Source organism: Micromonospora sp. WMMD812, assembly GCF_027497215.1.
Lineage (GTDB): Bacteria > Actinomycetota > Actinomycetes > Mycobacteriales > Micromonosporaceae > Micromonospora.
Map to the genome: position 1 here is coordinate 1,947,415 of NZ_CP114904.1, position 22,594 is coordinate 1,970,008.

The following is a 22,594-nucleotide window of genomic DNA, read 5'->3' on the forward strand; positions in this document are numbered from 1 at the left end:
TCAGCGTCCATCCACACACCACCCAAGGGCCGACCCCACCCAGGGCCGGCCCTTGGCCTTTCGCTCAGCGAGAATTTCACCAACCGGACACGTATTGACAATCGTCGACGTCAGGCTGAGGCTGGACGTGAGAGCGCTCTCTCGCACACCCCGGCACAGCACACCACCACCACACCGGACTGGCCAGGGAACTCCGATGCCTTCGGCGGCGGCGCCGGACCGTCCCTGACCCACCCTCGACAGGAGTCATGAGATGGACAGGGCCGCACCCCTATCCGGCATCCGCCACCGGTTCCGCCTCGCCACGGCGATCGGCGCCATGCTGGCGCTCCTCGGCACCTACCTCGTGTCCACCACGGCGCGCGCCGAGGCCGACCTGAGCGTCAACGTCATCCGGGTCGCCGAGTTCCCCGCGGACTGCACGTACAGCCACCGCCTGCCGGACGACCCGATCATCTACCCCGGCCTGCCCGGCGCCTCGCACATGCACAGCTTCTTCGGGGCCACGGTCACGAACGCCCACACCACCCTCCCCGACCTGGTGCGCTCGCCGACCACCTGCAACCCGCGGGTGGACGTCTCGTCGTACTGGGTGCCGACGCTCTACAACAACAACGTGCCGGTGGAGCCGGCGATCGCCACGTTCTACTACCTGGGCGAGGGCGTACGCGCCGACGTCGTCGCGAACACCCAACCGATCCCGCAGGGCCTACGGATCGTCGCCGGCAACGCCCGGGCAACAGGGCCGAACGACAGCATCGCCCGCTGGTCTTGCCTGCACGCCGGGCACGTGCCGCCGTCGAAGGACTTCGTCAACTGCCCCGCCGGCACGATGCTGGAGTCGTACCTGGACTTCCCGCAGTGCTGGAACGGCCGCGACCTGGACTCGCCGGATCACAAGAGCCACATGGCGTACCCGGTGAACCAGGCCTGCCCGTCGACCCACCCGGTGCACGTGCCGAAGCTGCGCCAGGTGCTGCGCTACCCGGTCAGCGGCAACCCGGCACAGTTCCGGCTGGCCTCCGGCCCGGGCTACACGATGCACGGCGACTTCTTCAACGCGTGGCCGACGGCGGAGATGGCCCGCCGGGTCAACGACTGCATCCGCCCGGTCATCAAGTGCGGACACGACGGCCGACCGATCTGATCCGACCGTCCCGTCCCCCGGGGAGCGGGCCCGATGGCACGGGGCCCGCTCCCTCCGGGGCGGAGAGGAGGCCAGGGTGCGTGCCGTGATCGTCGTACCGTCGATCGTGCTCGCCGCGACGCTGCTCGTCGCGGGCTGCGCGGCCGACGCGGGGCCGACCTCCACCGCCAGCAGCGCGGCGAGCCCCAGCAGCGCGGCGAACCCCGGCGCCACGGGCCCCAGCGCGTCCGCGGGCACCAGCGCCGCGCCGGCCGGCGCACCCGACGGCGGTACGACCGGCGGAACGTTCAGCGCCACCGACGTCGCCTGGCTCCAGCTGACCGTGGCGATGAGCGAGCGGCTTCAGCCGGTGCTGGACCTGGTGCCGGACCGGACGACCGACCCGGCCTGGCGACGGCTGGCCGCTCGCGTCGATGACGCCTGCGGCGCGGACCTGGTCCGTTCCCGCCGGCTGCTGGCCGAGTCCGGCGCGCCGGAGACCAACCCGCACGAGGGCCACGACATGCCGGGCATGGTCACCGCCGAGGAGTTGACCACGCTGCGGGACACGACCGGCCCGCGGTTCCACCGGCTGGTCGCGGCGCACCTGCGCGCGCACCTGACCCAGGCCGTCCGCATCGCCCGCGCCGAGCAGCAGGCCGGCGCCAATCCGGCGACCAAGGCGCTCGCCGCCACCGTGGTCCGCGACGGCACCGCCGAACTCGCTCGCCTGGACCAGCTCGACCGGCCACCGGGCACCACCTCGGCGCGGTAGCACGGCCGGCACCGCGGCGACCAGCACCGAGCGGCGCCGGATCGTCCGCCCCGGGCAGGCGAGCAGCATCGCGGCGCTCGTCAGGCGCCGTAGCGGGCGGCCAGGTCGACGACGCGCCGGGCAGCGGCGACCATCGCCCGGTCGGCGAAGCGCCCGTCCGGCAGGACCACCGTCCCCGAGTCCCGCCGCTCCGCCTCGGCGACCGCGGCCAGCAGCTCCGCGGCCCGATCCACCTCGCGCGCGGCCGGGCGGAAGGCCTCGACGATCACCGGCAGTTGACGCGGGTGGATCGCCGTCCGGCCGAGGAAACCGAGCCGCCGGCCCACGGCGCAGGAGGCGGCCAGACCGTCGGCGTCGGCGACGTCGGCGTACACCGACATCGCCGGCGGGGCGAGGCCCGCCGCGCGGGCCGCGACCACCACGCGCCCGCGCGCCCAGAGCAGACCGTCGTCGTCGCTCACGCCGAGATCCGAGCGGAGGTCGGCCTCACCGAGCCCGATCGAGGCCACTGACGGGTGGGCGGACGCGATGGCGTACGCGGACTCCAGCCCGAGCGCCGACTCGACCAGCGGGTGCAGTGGCGTGTCGACCCGGGCGGCGAGCGCGGCCACCGTCGCGGCCGACTCCACCTTCGGCAGCCGCAGCCCGGCCAGCCCGGGCCGACCGGCCACGGCGGTCTGGTCCGCCTCGACGTCCGGCCCGGTCAGCTCGTTGACCCGCACCTGCACCGGCACCGGGTGCGCCTCGCCGAGGAACTCGGCCACCGCCTCGCGGGCGTACGCCTTGCGCCCCGCGACCACCGCGTCCTCCAGGTCGAGGATGACCGCGTCGGCGCCGGACGCGACCGCCTTGGCGAACCGGTCCGGCCGGTCCCCGGGCACGTAGAGCCAGGTGAGCAGCATCAGACCAGGCCCCGCTCGCGCAGCGTGGTCAGCTCCTCGGCGGTCAGCCCCAGCGCCCCGAACACGGCGTCGGTGTCCTGGCCGTGCCCCCGCCCGGCGTGCCGGATCTCCCCGGGCGTGCCGGAGAGCCGGAACGGCACGTTCTGCATCCGTACCTCGCCCAGGTCCTCGTCGGGCACGGTGCGTACGGTGCCGAGCGCCGCGTACTGCGGGTCGGCGAGGATGTCCCGCACGTCGTAGACCGGTGCGACGGCGGCCTGCGCCTCCTCGAACGCGGCCACCACCTCGTCCCGGTCCCGCTGCGCCACCCAGGCGCTCACCGCCGCGTCCAGCTCGTCCGCGTGCGCGGCCCGGCCGCTGCCGGTGGCGAACCACGGCTCCTCGATGAGCTCCGGACGGCCGACCAGCCGCAGCACCCGCTCGGCGATGCTCTGGGCGCTGGTGGACACCGCCACCCAGCGCCCGTCAGCGCACCGGTAGGTGTTGCGCGGGGCGTTGTTGTTGGACCGGTTGCCCAGCCGCGGCTGGATGTAGCCGAGCTGGTCGTACCAGGTGATCTGCGGGCCGAGCATCGCCATGATCGGCTCGATGATGGCGAGGTCGACCACCTGCCCCGTGCCGGTGGCGTCGCGGGATCGCAGGGCCAGCATCACCGCGTACGCGGCGGCGAGGGCGGTGACCGAGTCGGCCAGCCCGAACGGCGGCAGGGTCGGCGGGCCGTCCGGTTCGCCGGTCGCCGCGGCGAAGCCGCTCATGGCCTCGGCGAGCGTGCCGAAGCCGGGCCGGCGGGCGTACGGGCCGACCTGCCCGAAGCCGCTGATCCGGGCGATCACCAGCCGCGGGTTGACCTCGTGCAGCTCGGCCGGGCCGAGCCCCCACCGCTCCAGCGTGCCCGGGCGGAAGTTCTCCACCAGCACGTCGGCGTCGGCGAGCAGCCGGCGCAGCAGCGCCGCGCCGTCCGGGTCGGAGAGGTTCAGCGTGACGGTCCGCTTGTTGCGGCCGAGCACCTTCCACCAGAGCCCGACCCCGTCCTTCGCCGGACCGTGCCCGCGGGACGGGTCGGGCTTCACCGGGTGCTCCACCTTGATCACATCGGCGCCGAAGTCCCCGAGGAACGCCGCCGCGAGCGGTCCGGCGAAGAGGGTGGCCAGGTCGACCACCTTGACGCCGGCCAGGGGCGCGGTCATCGGAGCCCCTCCGCCGGGTCGGCCGCCGGCAGCAGATCGGCGGCACAGCGGAAGCCGACCTGGTCGGAGCGGGTGAGACCGGCGCCGGTCAGCAGCAGCTTCACCGACACGTCCGCCGGCTGGGGGCCGCCGTCGAGGTACCAGTCGGAGCCCTCGGCCCGGTACGCGGCGCCGCCCTTGAGGATGGCGAAGCGGGTACGCCCGTCGGAGTGCTCGCTCTCGGTCAGGTTCCACACCAGCGGTTCCCGCCGGGCGAGCAGCCCCGCCTCGGCGGCCACCTGCCACTCGTCCTCGGTGGGCAGCCGCAGCCCGGCCCACGCGGCGTACGCCCGCGCGTCGGCCAGCTCCACGCCGGTGACCGGGGCGTCGGCGGGCCCCTGCCCGGCGGTGAACCGCTCGGGGCGCACCGGACGGTAGCCGGTGGCGCGCAGGAACTCGGCGTACTCGCCGTGGGTGACCTCGTGGGTGGCGATGGCGAACCGGCCGAGCCGGACGCTGCGCCGCAGCGTGGCGGTGTGGTGCAGCCGCGGCGGCAACGGCTTCCACTCGTCGACGTACGGCGTCTCGCCGTACAGCCCGGTCTCCCGCACCCGGTGCCGGACGACGAGGTCGCGCCGGCCGGCGTCGACGGCCACCAGGCCCGCGGGCAGCTCCGTGCGGGGCGCCCACGGGGTGCGGACGCGGGCCGCGGCGCGGGCCGGGAACGACGGGTCGCCGGTCGGCGGCTCGTGCCGGTCGACCGCGGTGTCGGTGACGACGACGGCGGCGATGGCGCCGGCCGGCAGCGGCCCGCCCACCGTCACCCGACCGTCGCCGGCGTCGGTGACGGTCAGCTCGGCGCCGGTGACCAGGTCGACGAAGCGTCGGCCGTCCCGCGCGTCGGTGACCAGCCAGGCCCCGTCGTGGTCGTCGCCCCGGTTCACCACCGTCCACAGCGGCTCGCCGTCGTGCGTCCAGCGGGACGCGTACACCTGGCCCTCGCCGGGGTGGTCGGCGAGCGGGACCCAGTCCTCGGCGCGCAACCACGCGGCGTGGCTGGTCTGCACCCGGCGCATCGCCCGCAGCACCGCGCGGTCCCGCTCGTTCCAGCCGACCCAGACGCCGAAGACGCTCTCCCAGACCAGCACGCCGACGCCGTTGAGCCAGGCGGAGTGCAGCTCGTCGAGGTGGTCGCGGTGCCAGCGGCGGGTGTGGTGCAGCACGTGCCGGCGCTCGAACCACTTGGCCCGCAGCACGCCGGGCACCTCGGAGTCGGCGAACCACTGCGCCCAGGACATCGCGTGGTCGGCGATCCGGGCCAGCGGCACCCGGCTCTCGCCCTCGAGGACCATCCCGGGCCGGACGGCGTCCAGCGCGGCCCGCAGCTCGCCGGCGCCCTCCTTGAGGGTGTCCAGGAAGACCCCGTCGACGCCGAGTTTGCCGGCCAGCGCGGCGACCTCCTCGGCGTCGCTGCCCGGCTCGCGCCGGGTGCCGGTGTCCCACGGGTTGTAGTCGACGAACACCCGCACACCGCGCTCCTGGAACGCCCGCACCACCTCGGGCAGCTCGGGCACGTCCCGGTACCAGTCGAACTGGTTGCGGTCGTCCAGCCCGATCACCGGGTACGCGTGCCAGAGCACGACCCCGTCGAAGCCGCCGAAGTCCCGCCCGGCGGCGTCGAGGAACTCGTCGACGGTGAACACGCCGCGCTCGTGGTCGTAGAGCGCCTCGTCCCACAGCCAGGCCAGGCAGACGGTGAAGCAGTCGCCGGTGATCTCGTCGTAGTGCCGGCCGGTGTAGCCGATCCGGGTCCGTGCGTCGGCGCGCCAGCGGGTGAGCTGCTCCCGCCAGGCGGGCCAGTCGGCGGGGTCGGCCGGCGCGGCGAAGATCTTCGCCTCGTCCAGCGTGGACAGGTCGGCGTGCCCGCCCAGCGGCACCTCGGTGGGCCGGTCGATCGGTCGGGGGACGTACGGGTTGAAGCTCACGGGGTACCTCGGTAGGTCGCGTCGTGCAGGGCGTCGATGGCGGCCCGCTCGGGCAGGGCGGTGGACGCGCCGGGGCGCAGGGCGCAGGCGGCGCCGGCGGCGCAGGCCCAGCGCAGGCTCGCCGCGACACTGTCCTCGCTGACGGCGCCGCCCCGCTCGGCCCAGGAGACGGCGAACGCGCCGGTGAACGCGTCGCCCGCCGCGGTGGTGTCCACCGCGTCGATGCGCGGGGCCGGGATCTCCAGCCGCAGGCCCCGGCGGTCGGCGTACGCGGCGCCGCGGGCGCCCAGGGTCAGCACCACCCGGGGCACCAGCTCCAGCAGGGCGTCGAGCAGCACGGGCGGCTCGTCGGAGAAGACACCGGCGACGATCGCCGCCTCGTGTTCGTTGACCACCAGCACGTCGACCAGGTCGAGCAGCTCCGCCGGCAGCGGCGCGGCGGGCGCCGCGTTGAGCACCACGGTGGTGCCCGCGGCCCGGGCCCAGTCGGCCGCCCGGAGCACGGTCGGCAGCGGCACCTCGAGCTGGAGCAGCAGCACGTCGGCCCCGGCGATCGTCGCGCGGTCGTCGGCGTCGAGGTCGGTGAGTTCCCCGTTGGCGCCGGGCGCGACCACGATGAAGTTCTCCGCGGCCCGGTCGACCGCGATCAGCGCGACGCCGGACGGGCCCGCGACGGTACGCAGTCCCCGGACGTCCACCCCGGCCGCCACCAGGCTCGTCCGCAGCTGGGCGCCGAACTCGTCGTCGCCGACCGCGCCCACGAAGTCGCAGGCCGCGCCGGCCCGCGCGGCGGCGACCGCCTGGTTGGCGCCCTTGCCGCCGGGCACGGTGCGGAAGTTCTCGCCGAGCACCGTCTCGCCGGGGCGGGGCAGCTGCGGGGCCGTGACCACCAGGTCCAGGTTGGTGCTGCCCACCACCACCACGTGTGCGCTCAAGCCGTATCCCCTTCCGAGCCGCGCCAACGCGTCGACCGACATCCCGCTCACGACGCGGCTCCGGCCAACACCCGGGTGCGCTCGGCCAGCTCGTCGAAGCCGATCCCGTCGAAGCCGGCGATGCTGCTGGCCAGCCGGTTGCGTAGCGGGGCGACCCAGCGGGCGGGCAGCGCCTCCGCGCCGGCGAGCGCGCCGGCGACCGCGCCCACGGTGGCCCCGGTCGAGTCGGTGTCCCATCCCCCGCTGACGACCGCGGTGATGGACCGCTCCAGGTCGCCCCGCCCGTACGCCAGCGCGGCGGCCACCAGCGCGGCGTTGTTGCGGACGTGCACCCAGTGCAGGTGCCCGTGCCGGGCGTACAGCTCGTCGACCACCCGCTCCCAGTCGTCGGCGCCGGCGCCGAGGGCACGGGCCTCGCGGACCGTCGCCTCGAACCGGCTGCGCGGCGGCAGCACCGCCTCGGCCGCGTCCAGCACCTCGTCCACGTCGCCGGCGACCGGCGCGGCGGCGGCGAGGGCGGCGGCCCAGAGCGCACCGTGCACCCCGCCCCGGACGTGGCTGACCGTGGCGTCCCGCCAGGCCAGCTCGGCGGCCCGGTCCGGCCGGCCGGGGTTGACCCAGCCGTACACGTCGGTGCGGATCTGCGCGCCGATCCACTCGCGGAACGGGTTGTGCCGCCGGGCGCTCTCCGGCGGCGCGAGCCCGAGCAGCAGGTTCCGGTACGCCACCCGCTCCGCGGTGAAGACGCGTCCGCCGGGCAGCCAGTCCAGCCAGGCCTGCGCGACGTCGGCGCTGGTGAAGTCCCGCCCGCGCGTCTCGAGGACGCGCAGCGCGAGCAGCGCGTAGTTCAGGTCGTCGTCCTCGGGCATGCCGTCGATGTTCTCGGCGAGGCTGGTCGGCGCGCTGCGCCGGTTCCACGGCCAGCGGGCGGCGACCTCGGCCGGCAGCCCCTTGGCGGTGAACCAGTCGCGCAGCGGCCAGCGGCCGGTCGCGTCGAGGATCTCGCGGATCCCCTCCCGGGGGATCTTCTCCACCGGCTTGCCGAGCAGGCAGCCGGCCGCCCGGCCGAGCCACGCGCCGTGCAGCCGGTCGTACGACACCTCGGTCGGCAGCGACCAGGCCGCCGGCCAGGTGGCCCGCAGCGCGGCCAGGTCGTCCGGCTCGTCGTCGGCCCGCACGGCGGGCAGGGCGTCCGCCGCGTCGAGCAGCTCGGCGGCGAGCGCCCGCAGCTCCGGCGCCGCCGGAGTCGGCGACGCCCCGCTGACCGGCGGGGTGAGGTCCCCGCCAGCCGCCGTCCACCGCTGCGCGAGTGCGGCCACGTCGCGGCCCTCGTCCCGGCTCGCCGCCAGTTCGTGCGGCAGCAGGTCCTCCGGCTGGACCCAGGTGATCCTCACCGGGTCGGCTCCTCGTCCCGCGCCGCGCCGTCCGTGGCGGGTCGGCGCGGGTCGGGCACCGGGCCGTCGGCCAGACCGGCGAAGCGCTCCGAGCGTCGGGTGAACCGGGCCCGGTCCCGCTCGAAGACCTCGGTGGCCACCGTCGCGAGGACACGGGCGGGCTCCACCAGGTCGGTGCGGGACGCGGACGCGACCACGTCGGACCACTCGGCCGGCACCGCCGCGGCGCCGCCGAGCGCTCCGGCGATCGCGCCGGCCATGGTGGCGGTGGAGTCGGCGTCCCGGCCGTAGTTCACCGAGCCGAGCACCGCCGGGCGGAACTCGCCGCCGGCGACCACGAGCATGCCGATCGCCACCGGCAGCTCCTCGATGGCGTGCAGCCGGCTCGGCCGTCGGGCGCCGAGGCCGGGGCTGCGGTACTCCTCCCCCACCGTGTCGTAGGGGGCGACCGCGGCCCGCAGCGCGGGGATCGCGGCCTTCCAGTCGTGGTGCCCCCGGGCCTCCTTGACGACCGCGTCGATGGCCGCCCGGGTGCCGTCGCGGGCCAGGTCCAGGGCCGCGGTGACGACGTCCTCGACGCCCGCCCCGGGGGTGGCGGCCGCGGCGACCGCGGCGGCGAACACCGCCGCGGCCTCGCGCCCGTAGCTGTGCTGGTGCGCCCCGGCGATCTCCACCGCCTCGGCGTACGCCCCGGCCGGGTCGCCCGCGTTGACGATGCCGACCGGGGCCATGTACATGGCCGCACCACAATTGACGATGTTGCCCACCCCGGCCTCACGCGGGTCCGCGTGGGCGTGGTGCAGGCGGGTGACCAGCCACCGCTCGGCGGCCGCGAGCCGGTGGAAGGTCACCCCCTCCCGCTCCAGGTCGGGGATGTAGACCACCCGCTCGATCAGATCGGGGACCAGCAGCTCCACCACGTCGTACGCGTCGAGGTGGTCCCGCTTGGCCGCGTAGGCGCGGACCAGGGCGTGGGTCATCAGCGTGTCGTCGGTGATGTGCCCGTCGCCCTTGTGGTACGGCGCGAGTGGCCGAGCGGTGGCCCAGTCGGCGTGGTACGGGGGCACGATGCCCTCGACCCAGCCGCCGAACCGGGCGCGGATCTGCTCCGGCAGCGCCGTCTCGGTGGCGCCCCCGAGGGCGTCCCCCACCGCGGCGCCGACCAGGCAGCCGACCGAAGTGTCGAGCAAGAGTGACATTGTTCTACCTCAGAACCTGCTTGCCACCGTCGACCAGCTGCGTGCCGAGCTGGTCCAGGGTGATCTTGTTGGCGAAGTACTGCTGGAGGGCCGGGGTGGCGTACTTGGTCTTCCACTCCGGGTAGCCGTCGGCCATCTGGAACGGGGCGACGGTCAGGTCGGCGGCGCTGTCCGCGGCGACGTCCCAGCCCTGCTTGCCGCCGGTGAGCTTGACCAGCTCCTCGTTGGCCTGCTTGCCGGTCGGCACGAGCCAGTCACCCTTGGCCAGCGCGGCCATGTTCGTGGGGTTGAGGAAGTACTCGAGGAACTGCGCGGCCTGCTTCTTGTGCTTGGACTCCTCGGAGATGGACAGCGTCTGCGGGTTCGCCGCCTGCTTGGCGGAGAGACCCTTGACCGGCGGCAGGGTGACCCACTCGAAGCCGGCCGGCGCCTGCTCGACCATCTGCTGACGCAGCGACACCGAGCCGGGCAGCATCGCGTACTTGCCGCCGAAGAAGCCGGGCAGGGTGTCCGCGCCGCTCATGCCGAGCGCCTCCGGGGTGGCGGACTTCGACGTGTAGATCATGTCGTGGATCCGCTTCGGGATCTCCTTCTCCGCGTCACCGACCTTGACCTCGGTGCGGCCGCCGTCGGTGTAGAAGAACTTGCCGTCGTAGTTGAGCGCCAGGTTCAGCACCCGGTTGGTCGGGGACTTCAGCGCCCAGGCCACGCCGTACTGGCCCGGCTTGGTGAGCTTCTGCGCGTTGGCCTGGAACTCGTCCCAGGTCCAGCCGCCGTCGGCCGGCGGCACCGCGACGCCGGCGGCGTCGAGCAGCTTCTTGTTGGCGATGACGACCTGCGACTCCAGCAGGAACGGCACGCCGGTGACCTTGCCGTCGTACGTGGCGGTGTCCCAGACGCCCTGGTCGATCTGGCCCTTCAGGTCGCCGGAGATCAGCCCGGAGAGGTCGGCCAGGTAGCCCTGCTTGCTGAACTCGCCGATGGCCGAGGCCTCGTAGTGCACGATGTCCGGCGCGTCGCCGCCCTCGAACGAGGTCAGCAGCTGGTCGTGCACCGAGTTCCAGTCACCCTGGACGTACTCGACCTGGATGTCCGGGTGCTCGGCGTTCCATTTGGCGACCAGGTCCTTGTTGGCCTGCAGCGACTCCTTCTGCCAGGCGAGGCTGAGGAAGCGCAGCTTGACCGGGCCGGACGTGGCCTCGTCGCCGCCGCCGTCACCGCAGGCGGCGAGCGCGCCGAGGCCGACGACCGCTACCGCGGCGGCCGCGGCGAGTCGACGGAATCGGGTACGGAGCATGGGGGATTCCTCCTTGGTGGTGGTGGGGGGACGGTTCAGCCCTTGACCGCGCCGGCGAGCGACCCGGACGAGAGCCGGCGTTGCATGAACGCGAAGAAGATCAGGCTGGGCAGCGTGGCCAGCAGCGAGCCGGCCGCGAGCGGGCCCAGGCGGGCGGTGCCCTCGATGCCGACGAACCGGGCCAGCGCGACCGGGAGGGTCGCCAGCTCGGGCGTCTTGATCAGCACCAGGGCGAAGAAGAACTCGTTCCAGGCCGAGATGAACGAGAACAGCGCGGTCGCCACCAGGCCGGGGGCGAGCAGCGGGAAGACCACCCGGCGCAGGATCTGCACCCGGGTCGCGCCGTCCACCGAGGCGGCCTCCTCCAACTCCCGCGGGATGTTGCGGACGAAGCCCTGGAGCATCCAGAGCGCGAACGGCAGCGCCCAGACCACGTAGATCAGCACCAGTCCGGCGTGGGTGTTGGCCAGGCCGACCTGCCGCAGCACCAGGAAGATCGGGATGATCAGCAGCACGAACGGGAAGAGTTGGGAGAGCAGCACCCAACCCAGCGCCGCGGTGCCGAGCTTCGAGCGGAACCGGGCCAGCGCGTACGACGCGGGCATCGCCACCAGGACGGTCAGCACCGCCGAGGCGAGCGAGACCTGGAGGCTGTTCCACGCGGCCCGGCCCAGCTCCTGCTCGGTGAACGCCTGCACGAAGTTCTGCACGGTCGGGTTGCTGGGAATCAGCGTCGGGTGCAGCTGGACCAGCTCGCGGGGCGGCTTGAACGCCGTCGAGACCAGCCAGACCAGCGGGAACCCGAGGAAGATCAGGTAGCCGGCGAGGGCGACGTACTGCAGCGTCCGGCCCGCGCGGCTCGGCTTTCCGAACATCACTGCCCTCCGTTCCGGACTGCGGGGCTCGCAAGCTCAGTCCTCGCACCGAACATCAGTTGGCCTCCCTCAGCCGACGGCGGAGATAGACGGCGAGCAGCGCGACGATGATCACGACCATCACGTTGCCGAGCGCGGCGGCGTAGCCGTAGTTGCCGTAGCGGAACGCCTCCTCGTACGCGAAGAGCATCGGCAGCATGGTCTTGCCGCCCGGTCCGCCGGCGGTCAGCACGTAGACCAGTCCGAACGAGTTGAAGTTCCAGATGAAGTCGAGCGACGTGATGGCCACGATCACCGGGGCCAGCGCCGGCAGCGTGACGTGCCGGAACCGGTGCCAGGTGCTGGCTCCGTCCACCGCCGCCGCCTCGTGCAGTTCCCGGGCCACGCCCTGCAGGCCGGCCAGCAGCACCACCGTGGTCTGGGGCATGCCGGCCCAGACGCCGACGATGATCACGGCGGGCAGCGCGGTGCTGAAGTCGCCCAGCCAGTTCGTACGCAGCCCGTCGGCGCCGATCCGGTGGAAGAACTCGTTGAGCAGGCCGGCGTCCGGGTGGTAGACGAGCTTCCACAGGATGCCGACCACGACCGGCGGCATCGCCCACGGCACGACGGCCAGCACCCGGGCGACGCCCCGGAACCGCAGCTGCTGGTTGAGCAGCAGGGCCAGCCCCAGGGCGAGCACGAACTGGAGCACGGTCACCCCGAGCGCCCAGACCAGACCGATCTTGAACGAGTTCCAGAACAGCTCGTCGCCGAGGAGTTCCTTGTAGTTCTGCAGGCCGGTGAAGCTGATCTCGACGTTACGACCGGCGCGGGCGTCGGTGAAACCGAGGTAGATGCCGCGCAGCAGCGGAAAGACCGACAGCACGAGGATCGGCAGCAGCGAGGGCAGCAGCAGCAGGTAGATGGTGGTCCGGTCGGACCGGAACCGGGTCGGCCGGCGGGACTTCCCGGCCCGCTCGACGTCCGGCCGCTCGGCCAGCGTGGTCATGGCGTCGCCCCTTCGCTGGACGGGTGGGAGGGCGCCTGGGCACCCGGGTCGGTGGCCGGCCGGGGGGCCGGCACTGTCGCTCCGCTGGAGGCGCGGACGACGAGGTGCGGTGCTACCTGCTCGCGGCGCGGCGGCAGGCTCGGGTCGGCGATGCGCTGCAGGAGCAGTTCGGCGGCCCGGCGACCGCGTTCGGCCGAGCCGAGCGAGACACTGGAGAGCTGGGGGAACATCATCCGGGCGAGGTCGGTGTCGTCCATGCCGACCAGGGCGACGTCCTCGGGCACCCGACGCCCGGCGGCCAGCAGGGCGTGCAGCGCGCCGACCGCGATCAGGTCGTTGGCGCAGACCAGGGCGTCCGGGTCGGTGCGGGCGAGCAGCCGCTCGGTGGCGGCCCGGCCGGCCGCGTACTGGAAGTCGCCGACCTCGACCAGGTTCTCGTCGAGGTCGATGCCGTGGCCGGCGACGGCGGCCCGGAACCCGGCGTCACGGGCGGCGCCCGGGACGGTGTCGAGCGGGCCGTTGACGAAGCCGATCCGGCGGCGGCCGGCGGCCACCAGGTGGTCGACGGCCAGCGAGACGCCGTGCCGGGAGTCGGTCCGGACGTTGTCCACCGGGGCGTCCGCGCCGAGCTGGCCGACCACCACCACCGGCACCGGGCTGTCCACCAGCGCGGCCAGGTGGTCGCCGGTGACCCGGATCGGCGAGACGATCATCCCGTCCACGTACCGGTTGGCGAGCCGGCGCAGCAGGGCCGTCTCGTTGTCGATCCGCCCGCCGGTGGCGTGCACCAGCAGCTGCCGCCCGGAGGACGCCACCACCGCCTCGATGGCCCGCATCATCTGCACGTAGACCGGGTTGCCGATGTCCTCCACGGCGAGCGCGACCAGGCCGGTGCGCTGCGACTGGAGGGATCGGGCGATCGCGTTCGGCACGTAGCCCACCTCGGCCGCCGCGGCGCGCACCTTGCGGATGGTCTCCGGGCTGCCGCCGACGCCGTTGAGCACCCGCGAGGCGGACGCGATGGAGACGCCGGCGCGCGCGGCGACGGTGTGCACCGTCGGTCGCCCGTCGGCTGACTCCTGTAAACGTTTACGGCCCACGCCCGGCACCTCCACCCGATCGTTGTAAACGTTTCCGGGAGTCTGCGCCGCGATCGACGGAGAGGTCAAGGGCTCGTTACGAAAACGTTTCCAACGCCGGCGCGCCGGGCCGGGCTGCGACGGTGCTGCCGCACGCCGGAGAGGCGACTACCGGATGAGCGTTATGACTCTGAGGCATAAATATGCCTCTGCGTCATATCGCTCTCCACGGGCTGAACCGTCGGCGCCGTCACCGTGAGTGGTGGGCGGCGCCGCGCTCGCCACGCGGCGGGCGGCCAGGCGACCGGAGGCGCATCCATACGCGGGCTGGACGGCGGCTCGCCCAGGTCGGCGGCCGTGCGAGATCGAGCCCGTGCGAGATCGAGCCCGTGCGCGACCTCGGCCTCAGGAGTGGCGCTCGCGCTCCTGGGCGAGCCGCTCGTCCAGGCGGCCCAGCTCGTAGATCGCGTTGAGGTTGGTGGGCAGCCGGGTCACGTTGTCGCCGGTCACGTCTAGCCCCGTCGGCGGCAGCGGGCCGCCCGCGGACGACGCCACGGGCGCCGCGGGGCGGGGCTCCCGGCGCTGACGAACGAGCAGCACCAGCGGGACGGCCAGGACGCCGACGGCGAGCAACAGGACGGCCCAGCGGAACAGCTCGTCATCGTCGTCGGGCACCGGCGCGGCCATCCCCTCCGGAGCGACCGGAGCGTCGTTCCGGTCGGCCGGCTGCGGCGCCAGGGGCACCCCCACCACCGGGTCGTCGGCGCCGCCGCCGGAGCCGAGCCGGGCCGGCGAGCGGGGCGGCGCGGCGCTCGACGGCGCGACGGACGGCTTGCCGGGGACCGGGGCGGGCGCCGGCGCGCCCGTCGGCCCGCCGGACTGCGTCGGTGACGCGCTCGGGGTGGCGCTCGGCGTACCGTCACCCCCACCGCCGAGCAGGCCGTCGACCAGGTCACCGACGCCGCCGAGCAGCCCGCCGACGACGCCCTGGGACGGCGACGGCGCGGTGGACGGCGACGGCGCGGGAGCCAACGCGAGGGTCAGGGCGAGCGCGGCCACGGCAGGCATGGGGTCACCTCTGCAGGGGTCGATATGTGAGGCACCGTACCGTACCGACGGTGTCCTGCGGATGACCCCCCGCGAGGAGACACGACACCGGCCGACGCCGGAGCGGGATGCCGGCGCATCTCCCGCTCCGGCGCCGGCCCGTTCGTCCGATCAGGACGGCAGGCCGCCGACCTGGCTGTTGATCCACGACCGGATCGACGGCAGGTCGCCGTAGATGGACGGCGCGGTGGCGCAGGTCGGGTTGTTGTTGCCGGCCCGACTGGTCGCGCCGATGAGGTTCCACACCCCGTTGACCCGCCGCACCTGCGGGCCGCCGGAGTCGCCGTAGCAGGCGCCGGAGTTGCCGTTCGTGTTGTTGGTGCAGATCTCGTACGGCCCGTTGATGCCCGCGCAGCGGCTGTCCGACACGATCGAGGTGTCCAGTTCGTAGGCGACGGTCGGGGCGGGCCCGCAGCCCCGGGGAGCGCAGGTCTGGCCCCAGCCGATGATCCGGGTCGCCGTGCCCACCGCCCCGGAGGTGCTCGGGATCGGCGCTGGCGCCTGGCTCACCGAGCTCGACAGTTGCAGCAGCTTCACGTCGGTGCTCGGGTGGTTGACCCCGCGGACCACCCCGACCACCGTGCCGCCGCTGTTGCGGTAGATGCTGCCCACCCGCACCGACGAGGGGGTCGGGCAGTGCCGCGCGGTGACCGCCCAGTTGGCCTTGATCAGCGATCCGGTGCAGCCGGAGAGGTAGACCAGGAACGGGTAGTTCTCGGTGGCCGGGCGGCCGCCGACCACCAGCGGCGTCACGTCGTCGGCGTCGGCGCCGGTCCACGTGTACGTCCGCCCGGCGGCGGGCGCGGCCAGGGTACCGGCGAACAGGGAGTTCACTCGGGTCGCCTCGGCCGAGCTGGGGTACGCGTTGGTGCAGGACACCGGGGCGCTGCTGCCGGACATGAGGTCCGAGCAGAGCCCGGTGCGGCGGTCCGGCAGGCCCAGGATGTGGCCGAACTCGTGGGCGGCGATCCGCGTCCGGTGATACCCCTGGTTGACGGCGGTGCGCCCCATCCAGATCCGGCCGGAGCCGAGCCCGGTCGGCTGCGCCCGCGGCCAGCCGTCGTCGACGTAGATGGTGACGCTGGCCGGGGTGCCCGGCAGGAGCCGGACGGTGCTGACCCGGCTGTTCCAGATCTGCGCGGCCTGGTCGAAGTTGGTGCGGAACTCACCGGTCCGGCTCGCGTCGTAGTAGAGGGTCCGGACCGCGGAGGCGGCCGTGCCGGTGGCGACCTGCGTCCCGGCCGCGGCCAGGATCGCCACCAGCACGGCCAGCGCCGTACGCAGTAGGTGTCGTCGGAACATCACGCACTCCTCTGGTTCCCGGGCGGCCGTGCCGCCACCCATTGACATGCGTGAATGTTAATCGTCGTCCGTCGATATGCGACATAGCGGATACGTCATATCGTGTGTCGTCAGTAGGCGTCAGCGCCGTGTCGTCAGCGGGCGCCGGCGCCGGTCGCGGCGAGCAACGCCTCCGCCGCCGTCGTCCGGGCGTAGAGCACGAAGCGACCGGTCCGGTGGGTGCCGACCAGACCGGCGTCCCGCAGCGCCCCGAGATGCGCGGACACCGTCCCCGCGGTCAGCCGGCAGCGCTCGGCCAGCTCCGTGGTCGAGGTGGGCACGGCCAGCTCGTGCAGCAGCGCCGCCCGGGTCCGCCCCAAGACCCGGGCCAGCCCACGGCCCGGCGGCGACGGGTCCCGCTCCCAGAGCGTGGCCACCGCGCGGGCCGGGTAGCGCAGCACCGGCTGGCCCGGCGAGCCGAAGTTCGACCAGACGCGCGGGCCGCAGAAGACCGACGGGACGAGCAGCAGCCCTCGTCCGTCCAGCCGGACCGCGCCGGAGCACACCAGGTGCTCCACGTGCAGGGTGTCGCCGTCGAGCCGGACGTACGGGTCGAGGTGGTTGAGCAGGCCGTCCACCCCGTCGGAGGCCATCCGCCGTGCCCCGAGCAGCACCTCCCGCTCCAGCAGGGTGCGCATCCTCGGCCAGTACGGCCCGATGGCGGCGTCGGCGTACGCCCGGACGACGTCCGCCAGTCGCCGCAGGCCGGCCGTCGGGTCGGCGTACAGCTCGGCCAGCCGGGGCGGCCGCGGCCCGGGCACGCCGTCCAGCTCGGCCCGGACGGCCTCGGCCGGCGTGGCGGCGAGGGTGGCCAGCTCGACGTCGAGCGTCGGCTGCGAGGTGGACGGTGGCGGGCACACGAAGCCCGGGATGACGCCGGTGGACGTCGACACCAGGTCGACCAGGAGTCGCCAGTCGACCGTCGCCAGGCGCGGCCGGGCCCGCTCGACCCAGGGCAGGTGCTCCGGGAACCACTGGGGCCGCGTCAGGATCCGAGCGCTGCCGACCGCCTCCCACAGCGGCGACACCGCAAATCGCGTGGTCGCCAGGTCCCGCGCGTCCAGCCCGACCAGCATCATCGGCGCCTCCGTTGGATTTGACGAGTGCCAAATCTATCGCCCGCCGGCCCACGGTGGCAGCACGGTGGGCCGCATGACCACCGCTTTCACGACGGCGGCCGTCGGCCGCCGTCCGGTCGGCCGCTGGCCGCGTCCCTTCCGGCTGCTCTACACCGCGACGGTCGTCCACGACGTCGGCTTCCACGTCAGCCACCTGGCCGTGCCGGTGCTCGCCGTGTCCCTGCTCTCCGCCAGCCCCGGTCAGGTCGGGCTGCTCGGCGCGCTGAGCACCGCCGCGTTCCTGGTGATCGGCCTGCCGGCCGGGGTGTGGGTCGACCGCTGGCCCCGCCGCGCCGTGCTGGTCACTGCGGACCTGCTGCGCGCGGCGCTGGTCGCCTCGGTGCCGGTGGCCTGGTGGGCGGGCTGGCTGACCATCCACCAGCTCTACGTCGTGGTGCTGCTGACCGGTGTCGGCACCGTCTTCGCCGACGTGGCGGCGCAGAGCGTCCTGCCGGAGCTGGTCGGCCGGGACCGGCTGGTGGCGGCGAACTCGCTGCTGATGACCACGAGCGGAACGCTGCAGATCGCCGGGCGCGGGCTCGGCGGTCTGGCGGTGCAGGCGCTCACCGCGCCGGTTGCGGTCGTGGTGGACGCGGTCGGCTTCGCGGTCGCCGCGGCCGTCCTCCGCCGGATCCCCGCGCCGCCCCGAACGGTGGCGACGCGGCGGCACGGCGGGTTCGGGCGGCAGCTCGGCGCCGGCGTGCGGCACGTGCTCGGCAACCCGCTGCTGCGTCCGCTCGCCGTTTCGACCGCGAGCATCAACCTGACCATGCAGCTGACCACCACGATGCTGCCCGTCGTCTTCCTGCGTGAGCTGGGCCTCGGCCCGGCCGTCCTCGGGCTGTTCCTCGCCGTCGGCGGGATCGGCGCGCTGCTCGGAGCGGTGACCGCCCGGCCGATCGCGCGGCGGATCGGCCACGGCCGCGCGCTCTGGCTGCCCGGTCTGCTCGTCGCACCGCTCGGCCTGCTCGTCGCACTCATCGGGACCGGCCCGATGGTGTGGTTGGCCGGCGTCGGATGGCTCGCGCTGGCCTGGCGGACCGGCATCGGCAACGTCATCGGGGTGAGCCTGCGGCAGAGCGTCACCCCCGACGCGCTGCTCGGGCGGATGAACGCGACCTTCCGCTTCCTGCTCACCGGGGCGCTCACCGTGGGCGCCGCGATCGCCGGGCTGCTGGCGCAGTACGTCGACGTGCGCACCTCGCTGCTGGTCGGCGCGGTCGCCAACGGACTGACCTGGCTGCCGGTCCTCTGTTCGCCGCTGCGGGCCCTACACCGACCGCCGACGGCTGACGCTACCTGACCGCGCGCGCTGTTACGCGGGCGTTACGGCACGGCGAAGCCGCTGCCGTGCGGAGTCTCCACCGTGGAGCCGACGTCACCGGCAAGGAGGCCGGGCCACAGCGGAAACGGATGCAGGGGAGACGACGATGAGGATCAGGAGCACGCTGACGGTGCTGGCCGTCCTGCTCGCCGGTCTGGTGGCCGGCACGGGCACCGGCACGGCGGCCACCACCAGCCGGGCGGCGGCCACCGGGGCGTCGTACTGCGGGATCACCTGGGGCAGCGGGGAGAAGGCGGCCGGCACGCTGAGCAGTCACCCGCTGACCGAGGTACGCACCGGCCGGCACGAGTGCTACGACCGGGTGGTGTTCGAGTTCGCCGGGCCGGTGAGCGGCTACACGGTCGCCTACGGCGAGACGTGGACCGAGGGTGAGGGGCTGGCGCTGTCGCCGTACACCGCGGGAGGCGCGCTGCTGCGGGTCTCCCTGCAGGCCCCGGCGTACGACGCGGCGCACGCGGCCACCGTGCCGTGGCGGGTCGGCGAGCACGCGGCCACCGTGCTGCGCTACCAGACCCTGCGGGACGTGGTGTTCGGCGGCAGCTTCGAGGGCTACAGCACCTTCGCCGTCGGGGTGCGGGCGCGGCTGCCGTTCCGGGTGTTCGTCCTCGCCGGCCCCGGCACGCACAGCCGGATCGTGCTGGACGTGGCGCACCAGTGGCAGCAGTGAACCTCCGCGCGGACGAGGGCCCGGCACCGGCCGGGTCCTCGTCACCGTCCGTTGCGCCAGGACTGCCCGGCGTCGCCCGGGGCTACGCTGATGGCGTCATGGACGGCCGCGTGCTGGTGGTCGAGGACGATGCCTCCATCAGGGAGGTCACCGCCCTCGGACTGCGCCGGGCCGGGTTCCGGGTCAGCACCGCCGTCGACGGCCGGGAGGCGCTCACGGTCTGGCGGGCCCAGCCGGTGGACCTCATCGTGCTGGACGTCATGCTGCCCGGGCTGGACGGTCTCGAGGTCTGCCGGGAGGTGCGCCGCAGCAGCCAGGTGCCGATCCTCATGCTCACCGCCCGCACCGACACCATCGACGTGGTCGTCGGTCTGGAGTGCGGCGCCGACGACTACCTGCGCAAGCCGTTCGACCTGCCCGAGCTGGTGGCCCGCGTCCGGGCGGTGCTGCGGCGGGCCACCGCGCCGGCCGAGCGGACCGTCCTCAGCGTCGGCGACCTGGAGATCGACCCGGGCAGCTTCGTGGCCCGCCGGGCCGGCCGGGAGCTGCCGCTGACCGCCACCGAGTTCCGCCTGCTGCTCGAGCTGGCCCGCCGGCCCGGCCAGGTCTTCACCCGCGAACTCCTGCTCGACCGGGTGTGGAGCCACAGCTACCTCGGCGACTCCCGCCTGGTCGACGTGGCCGTGCAGCGGCTGCGGGCGAAGATCGAGGACGACCCGGCCCACCCGCGGCTGGTCCGCACCGTCCGTGGGGCGGGCTACAAGCTGTCGACCGGGTGAGCGTGACGCGATGGCCGCGGACCGCGTCCCCCCGGGTCGGCTCCGACGCCGGCTGACCATCGCGTTCGTGCTCGTCGCCGGGGTCTCCGCCGGGGTGCTCGCCGGCGGGTCGTACCTGCTGCTGCGTCAGGCCCGGCTGGACGCCTCGGTGCAGCAGGCCGCCGCCGACGCCCGCTACCAGCTCGTGCTGGCCGGGCAGTTCCGGCCGCTGACCGACCAGCGCCGTGCCGAACTGCTGCGCAGCTTCGAGGCGAGCGGCCGGCACGTCCTGCTGGTCGACCGGGACGACGTGCGGTCCTCCAACCCCGCCTTCGCGCCGCCGCTCGGCCCGGAGCTGCGGACCACCGTCGCCGCCGGCGAGCTGGGTTACGAACGCTCCGCGCCGTCTGCCCGGCCGCGGCTGCTCGTGGTCGGCGGCCGGATACCCGGGTCGGACAGCGAGCTGTACGCGGTCACCGTCGAGGAGGAGCTGCTCGCCGACCTCGACCAGCTCCGCACCGCGCTGCTCGGCGGCTGGGCGCTCGTGGTGCTCACCGCCGCCGGGGTGGGGCACACCCTGGCCCGGCGCACCCTCGAACCGGTCGGCCGGGCGAGCCGGGCCGCCCGGGCCGTCGCCGAGGGGCTGCTCGCCACCCGCCTGCCGGTGCGGGGACGCGACGAGTTCAGCGCCTGGGCCGCCTCGTTCAACGAGATGGCCGAGGCGCTGGAGGCGAAGATCGAGGCGCTGTCCCGAGCCCAGGCCCGGGAGCGGCGGTTCACCGCCGACGTCGCCCACGAGCTGCGTACGCCGGTGACCGCCCTGGTGGCGGCGGCCTCGCTGCTGCGCGACCACACCGACCAGCTTCCCGGCGACGCCCGCCGGGCGGCCGAGCTGCTGGTCGCCGACGTGGTCCGGCTGCGCCGCCTGGTCGAGGACCTGATGGAGATCTCCCGCCTGGACGCCGGGCAGGAACCCCTGCAGGTGCGGCCGGTCGACCCGCTCGCCCTGCTGCACGCCCTGGTGGCGGCGCGCGGCTGGCGCGACCGGGTGGCCGTCGCGGGCGATCCGACCCCGCTGCGCACCGACCCTCGGCGGCTGGAGCGGGTGCTGGCGAACCTGGTCGGCAACGCGGTCCAGCACGGCGGCGGCGAGATCCGGGCCACCGTCGACACGGACGGGCCGGACGTGCTCTTCGACGTCACCGACCACGGGCCCGGCATCCCCGCCACCCACCTGCCCCGACTCTTCGACCGCTTCTACAAGGTCGACCCGGCCCGCTCCGGCCGCGGCAGCGGGCTCGGCCTCGCCATCGCCCACGAGAACGCCCGGCTGCTCGGCGGGCGGCTGAGCGTCCGCAGCGAACCCGGCCTCGGCACCCGTTTCCGGCTCGCCCTGCCCGCCGCCGGGCCGCCGGGCTTCGACGAACCGGCCGCCCGGCCGCCCGGCGACGACGACGGGCCGCCGGATGAGGCCGCCGCCGGGCCGCCGCGCGACGACGGCCACCCGGCCGTGGCAGACCGGCCCGCGAGTACGACGGCCCGCGAGGAGGCACGATGAGACGACTGCTGGCCGGCATCCTGCTGGCCGCCGCGCTGCTGCCGGCCGGCTGCGCCCACCCCCGTTCCGGGTCGCTCGGCCCTGCCCCCACCGCCGCGCCGCCGCCGGCCTCCCCCGCCCCGTCGCCCTCCCCCACCGGCAGCGCAGGCATCACGCCGACCCCGTCGGGACCGCGCCCCACCCCGGCGGACACACCGCCGCCGACCACCTCCTCGGCGACGGTCGGGACGATCAACCTCGAACTCTGGTTCGTCCGCGACGGTCGGCTGACGCCGACCCGGCGCACCCGACCGAGCACCGTTGCCACCTCCCGGCTGGCGCTCACCGAGCTGATCGCCGGGCCGACCCGCGCCGAGGCCGCCGCCGGGCTGACCACCCTGGTCCCGACGGGCGCCGAGCCGGTCGGCGTGGCCGACGGCGTCGTCACCGTCCGGCTCGCCACGGTGGCCGGCGACCCGGCGGCGCGGCGGCTGCGCCAGGCCCAGGTGGTGTGGACGCTCACCCAGTTCCCCACCGTGCGGCGGGTGCGGTTCGACCCGCCGGCCGAGGGCGCCGACGGCCCGGTCGGCCGCGCCGACTACGCCGATCTGCTACCGCCGATCGTCGTGACCAGCCCGGCCATCGGGCAGCGGATCAGCAGCCCGCTGACCGTGACCGGCACCGCCGACGTGTTCGAGGCCACGGTGAGTATCCGGCTCCTCGACGCCGGCGGCCGGGAGATCGCCACCACCTTCACCACCGCGAGCTGCGGGAGCGGCTGCCGCGGCGACTACCGGACCCCGCTGACCTGGCGCGTCGCCGGCGAGCAGCGCGGCCGCCTCGAGGTGTACGAGGTGTCCGCGCGCAACGGCTCCCGGATCAACGTCGTCACCGTGCCGGTCACCCTCGTGCCCGCCCGGTGAGCCACCCATCCGGGGCCGTTCCGACCCCGGTCGCGGGAGGAAACCCGAAGCCGCTGCGCCGACGGAACCTGCCC

20 protein-coding genes are annotated in these 22,594 nt (G+C 74.5%); 7 read left to right on the forward strand and 13 right to left on the reverse strand.

Annotated features, from left to right (window positions below; translation table 11 throughout):
* Positions 1-253: 253 nt before the first annotated feature.
* Positions 254-1,147, forward strand: coding sequence for a DUF1996 domain-containing protein (locus tag O7603_RS08865; RefSeq protein WP_281575209.1), 894 nt, complete (start codon positions 254-256; stop codon positions 1,145-1,147).
* 76 nt (positions 1,148-1,223) lie between these two features.
* Positions 1,224-1,901: a DUF305 domain-containing protein gene (locus O7603_RS08870; protein ID WP_281575210.1), complete on the forward strand. Its 678-nt coding sequence runs from the start codon at positions 1,224-1,226 to the stop codon at positions 1,899-1,901.
* A gap of 80 nt (positions 1,902-1,981) precedes the next feature.
* On the opposite strand, the gene O7603_RS08875 is transcribed toward O7603_RS08870, so the two are convergent.
* The 13 genes from O7603_RS08875 to O7603_RS08935 all read right to left on the reverse strand — a co-directional run bounded on the left by O7603_RS08875 (position 1,982) and on the right by O7603_RS08935 (position 17,251).
* Positions 1,982-2,803 (reverse strand): CoA ester lyase, encoded by an 822-nt coding sequence (locus O7603_RS08875; RefSeq protein WP_281575211.1) that lies wholly within the window; start codon positions 2,801-2,803, stop codon positions 1,982-1,984.
* Positions 2,803-3,990, reverse strand: coding sequence for a CoA transferase (locus O7603_RS08880; protein ID WP_281575212.1), 1,188 nt, complete (start codon positions 3,988-3,990; stop codon positions 2,803-2,805). The genes O7603_RS08875 and O7603_RS08880 overlap by 1 nt, the downstream gene beginning before the upstream one ends.
* A complete protein-coding gene (locus tag O7603_RS08885) occupies positions 3,987-5,954 on the reverse strand; it encodes an SUMF1/EgtB/PvdO family nonheme iron enzyme (protein WP_281575213.1) in 1,968 nt (655 codons plus the stop codon). Before O7603_RS08885 ends, O7603_RS08880 begins: the two co-directional genes overlap by 4 nt.
* Positions 5,951-6,889, reverse strand: coding sequence for a ribokinase (locus O7603_RS08890; RefSeq protein ID WP_281575214.1), 939 nt, complete (start codon positions 6,887-6,889; stop codon positions 5,951-5,953). The genes O7603_RS08885 and O7603_RS08890 overlap by 4 nt, the downstream gene beginning before the upstream one ends.
* A gap of 47 nt (positions 6,890-6,936) precedes the next feature.
* Complete coding sequence (locus O7603_RS08895; protein ID WP_281575215.1) at positions 6,937-8,283, reverse strand: ADP-ribosylglycohydrolase family protein; 1,347 nt, start codon at positions 8,281-8,283, stop codon at positions 6,937-6,939.
* A complete protein-coding gene (locus O7603_RS08900) occupies positions 8,280-9,482 on the reverse strand; it encodes an ADP-ribosylglycohydrolase family protein (RefSeq protein WP_281575216.1) in 1,203 nt (400 codons plus the stop codon). Before O7603_RS08900 ends, O7603_RS08895 begins: the two co-directional genes overlap by 4 nt.
* Before the next feature lie 4 nt (positions 9,483-9,486).
* Complete coding sequence (locus tag O7603_RS08905; protein WP_281575217.1) at positions 9,487-10,779, reverse strand: sugar ABC transporter substrate-binding protein; 1,293 nt, start codon at positions 10,777-10,779, stop codon at positions 9,487-9,489.
* 35 nt (positions 10,780-10,814) lie between these two features.
* The gene (locus tag O7603_RS08910; RefSeq protein ID WP_281575218.1) at positions 10,815-11,654 is read right to left on the reverse strand and encodes a carbohydrate ABC transporter permease; all 840 of its coding nucleotides are present in this window, start codon (positions 11,652-11,654) and stop codon (positions 10,815-10,817) included.
* Positions 11,655-11,709: 55 nt separating this feature from the next.
* Positions 11,710-12,645: a sugar ABC transporter permease gene (locus O7603_RS08915; protein WP_281575219.1), complete on the reverse strand. Its 936-nt coding sequence runs from the start codon at positions 12,643-12,645 to the stop codon at positions 11,710-11,712.
* On the reverse strand, positions 12,642-13,745 hold the full coding sequence (locus O7603_RS08920) for a LacI family DNA-binding transcriptional regulator (RefSeq protein ID WP_281575220.1): 1,104 nt from the start codon (positions 13,743-13,745) through the stop codon (positions 12,642-12,644). The genes O7603_RS08915 and O7603_RS08920 overlap by 4 nt, the downstream gene beginning before the upstream one ends.
* Positions 13,746-14,129: 384 nt before the next feature.
* On the reverse strand, positions 14,130-14,792 hold the full coding sequence (locus tag O7603_RS08925; protein WP_281575221.1) for a hypothetical protein: 663 nt from the start codon (positions 14,790-14,792) through the stop codon (positions 14,130-14,132).
* Between the two features lie 150 nt (positions 14,793-14,942).
* A complete protein-coding gene (locus tag O7603_RS08930; RefSeq protein WP_281575222.1) occupies positions 14,943-16,133 on the reverse strand; it encodes a snapalysin family zinc-dependent metalloprotease in 1,191 nt (396 codons plus the stop codon).
* Positions 16,134-16,267: 134 nt separating this feature from the next.
* The gene (locus tag O7603_RS08935) at positions 16,268-17,251 is read right to left on the reverse strand and encodes a DUF5937 family protein (protein ID WP_281575223.1); all 984 of its coding nucleotides are present in this window, start codon (positions 17,249-17,251) and stop codon (positions 16,268-16,270) included.
* 73 nt (positions 17,252-17,324) lie between these two features.
* Between O7603_RS08935 and O7603_RS08940 the strand changes: the two genes are divergently transcribed.
* The 5 genes from O7603_RS08940 (at position 17,325) to O7603_RS08960 (ending at position 22,520) form a co-directional block, all read left to right on the forward strand.
* Entirely contained in the window at positions 17,325-18,593 is a 1,269-nt protein-coding gene (locus O7603_RS08940) for an MFS transporter (protein ID WP_281575224.1), read from the forward strand.
* Between the two features lie 127 nt (positions 18,594-18,720).
* Positions 18,721-19,302, forward strand: a complete 582-nt coding sequence (locus O7603_RS08945; protein WP_281575225.1) for a hypothetical protein — start codon at positions 18,721-18,723, stop codon at positions 19,300-19,302.
* Between the two features lie 98 nt (positions 19,303-19,400).
* On the forward strand, positions 19,401-20,081 hold the full coding sequence (locus O7603_RS08950; protein ID WP_281575226.1) for a response regulator transcription factor: 681 nt from the start codon (positions 19,401-19,403) through the stop codon (positions 20,079-20,081).
* A 10-nt stretch (positions 20,082-20,091) separates the two neighbouring features.
* The gene (locus tag O7603_RS08955) at positions 20,092-21,618 is read left to right on the forward strand and encodes a HAMP domain-containing sensor histidine kinase (RefSeq protein WP_281575227.1); all 1,527 of its coding nucleotides are present in this window, start codon (positions 20,092-20,094) and stop codon (positions 21,616-21,618) included.
* Positions 21,615-22,520 carry a Gmad2 immunoglobulin-like domain-containing protein gene (locus tag O7603_RS08960; protein ID WP_281575228.1) on the forward strand — a complete coding sequence of 302 codons (906 nt, stop codon included), beginning with the start codon at positions 21,615-21,617 and terminating at the stop codon, positions 22,518-22,520. The genes O7603_RS08955 and O7603_RS08960 overlap by 4 nt, the downstream gene beginning before the upstream one ends.
* Positions 22,521-22,594 lie beyond the last annotated feature (74 nt).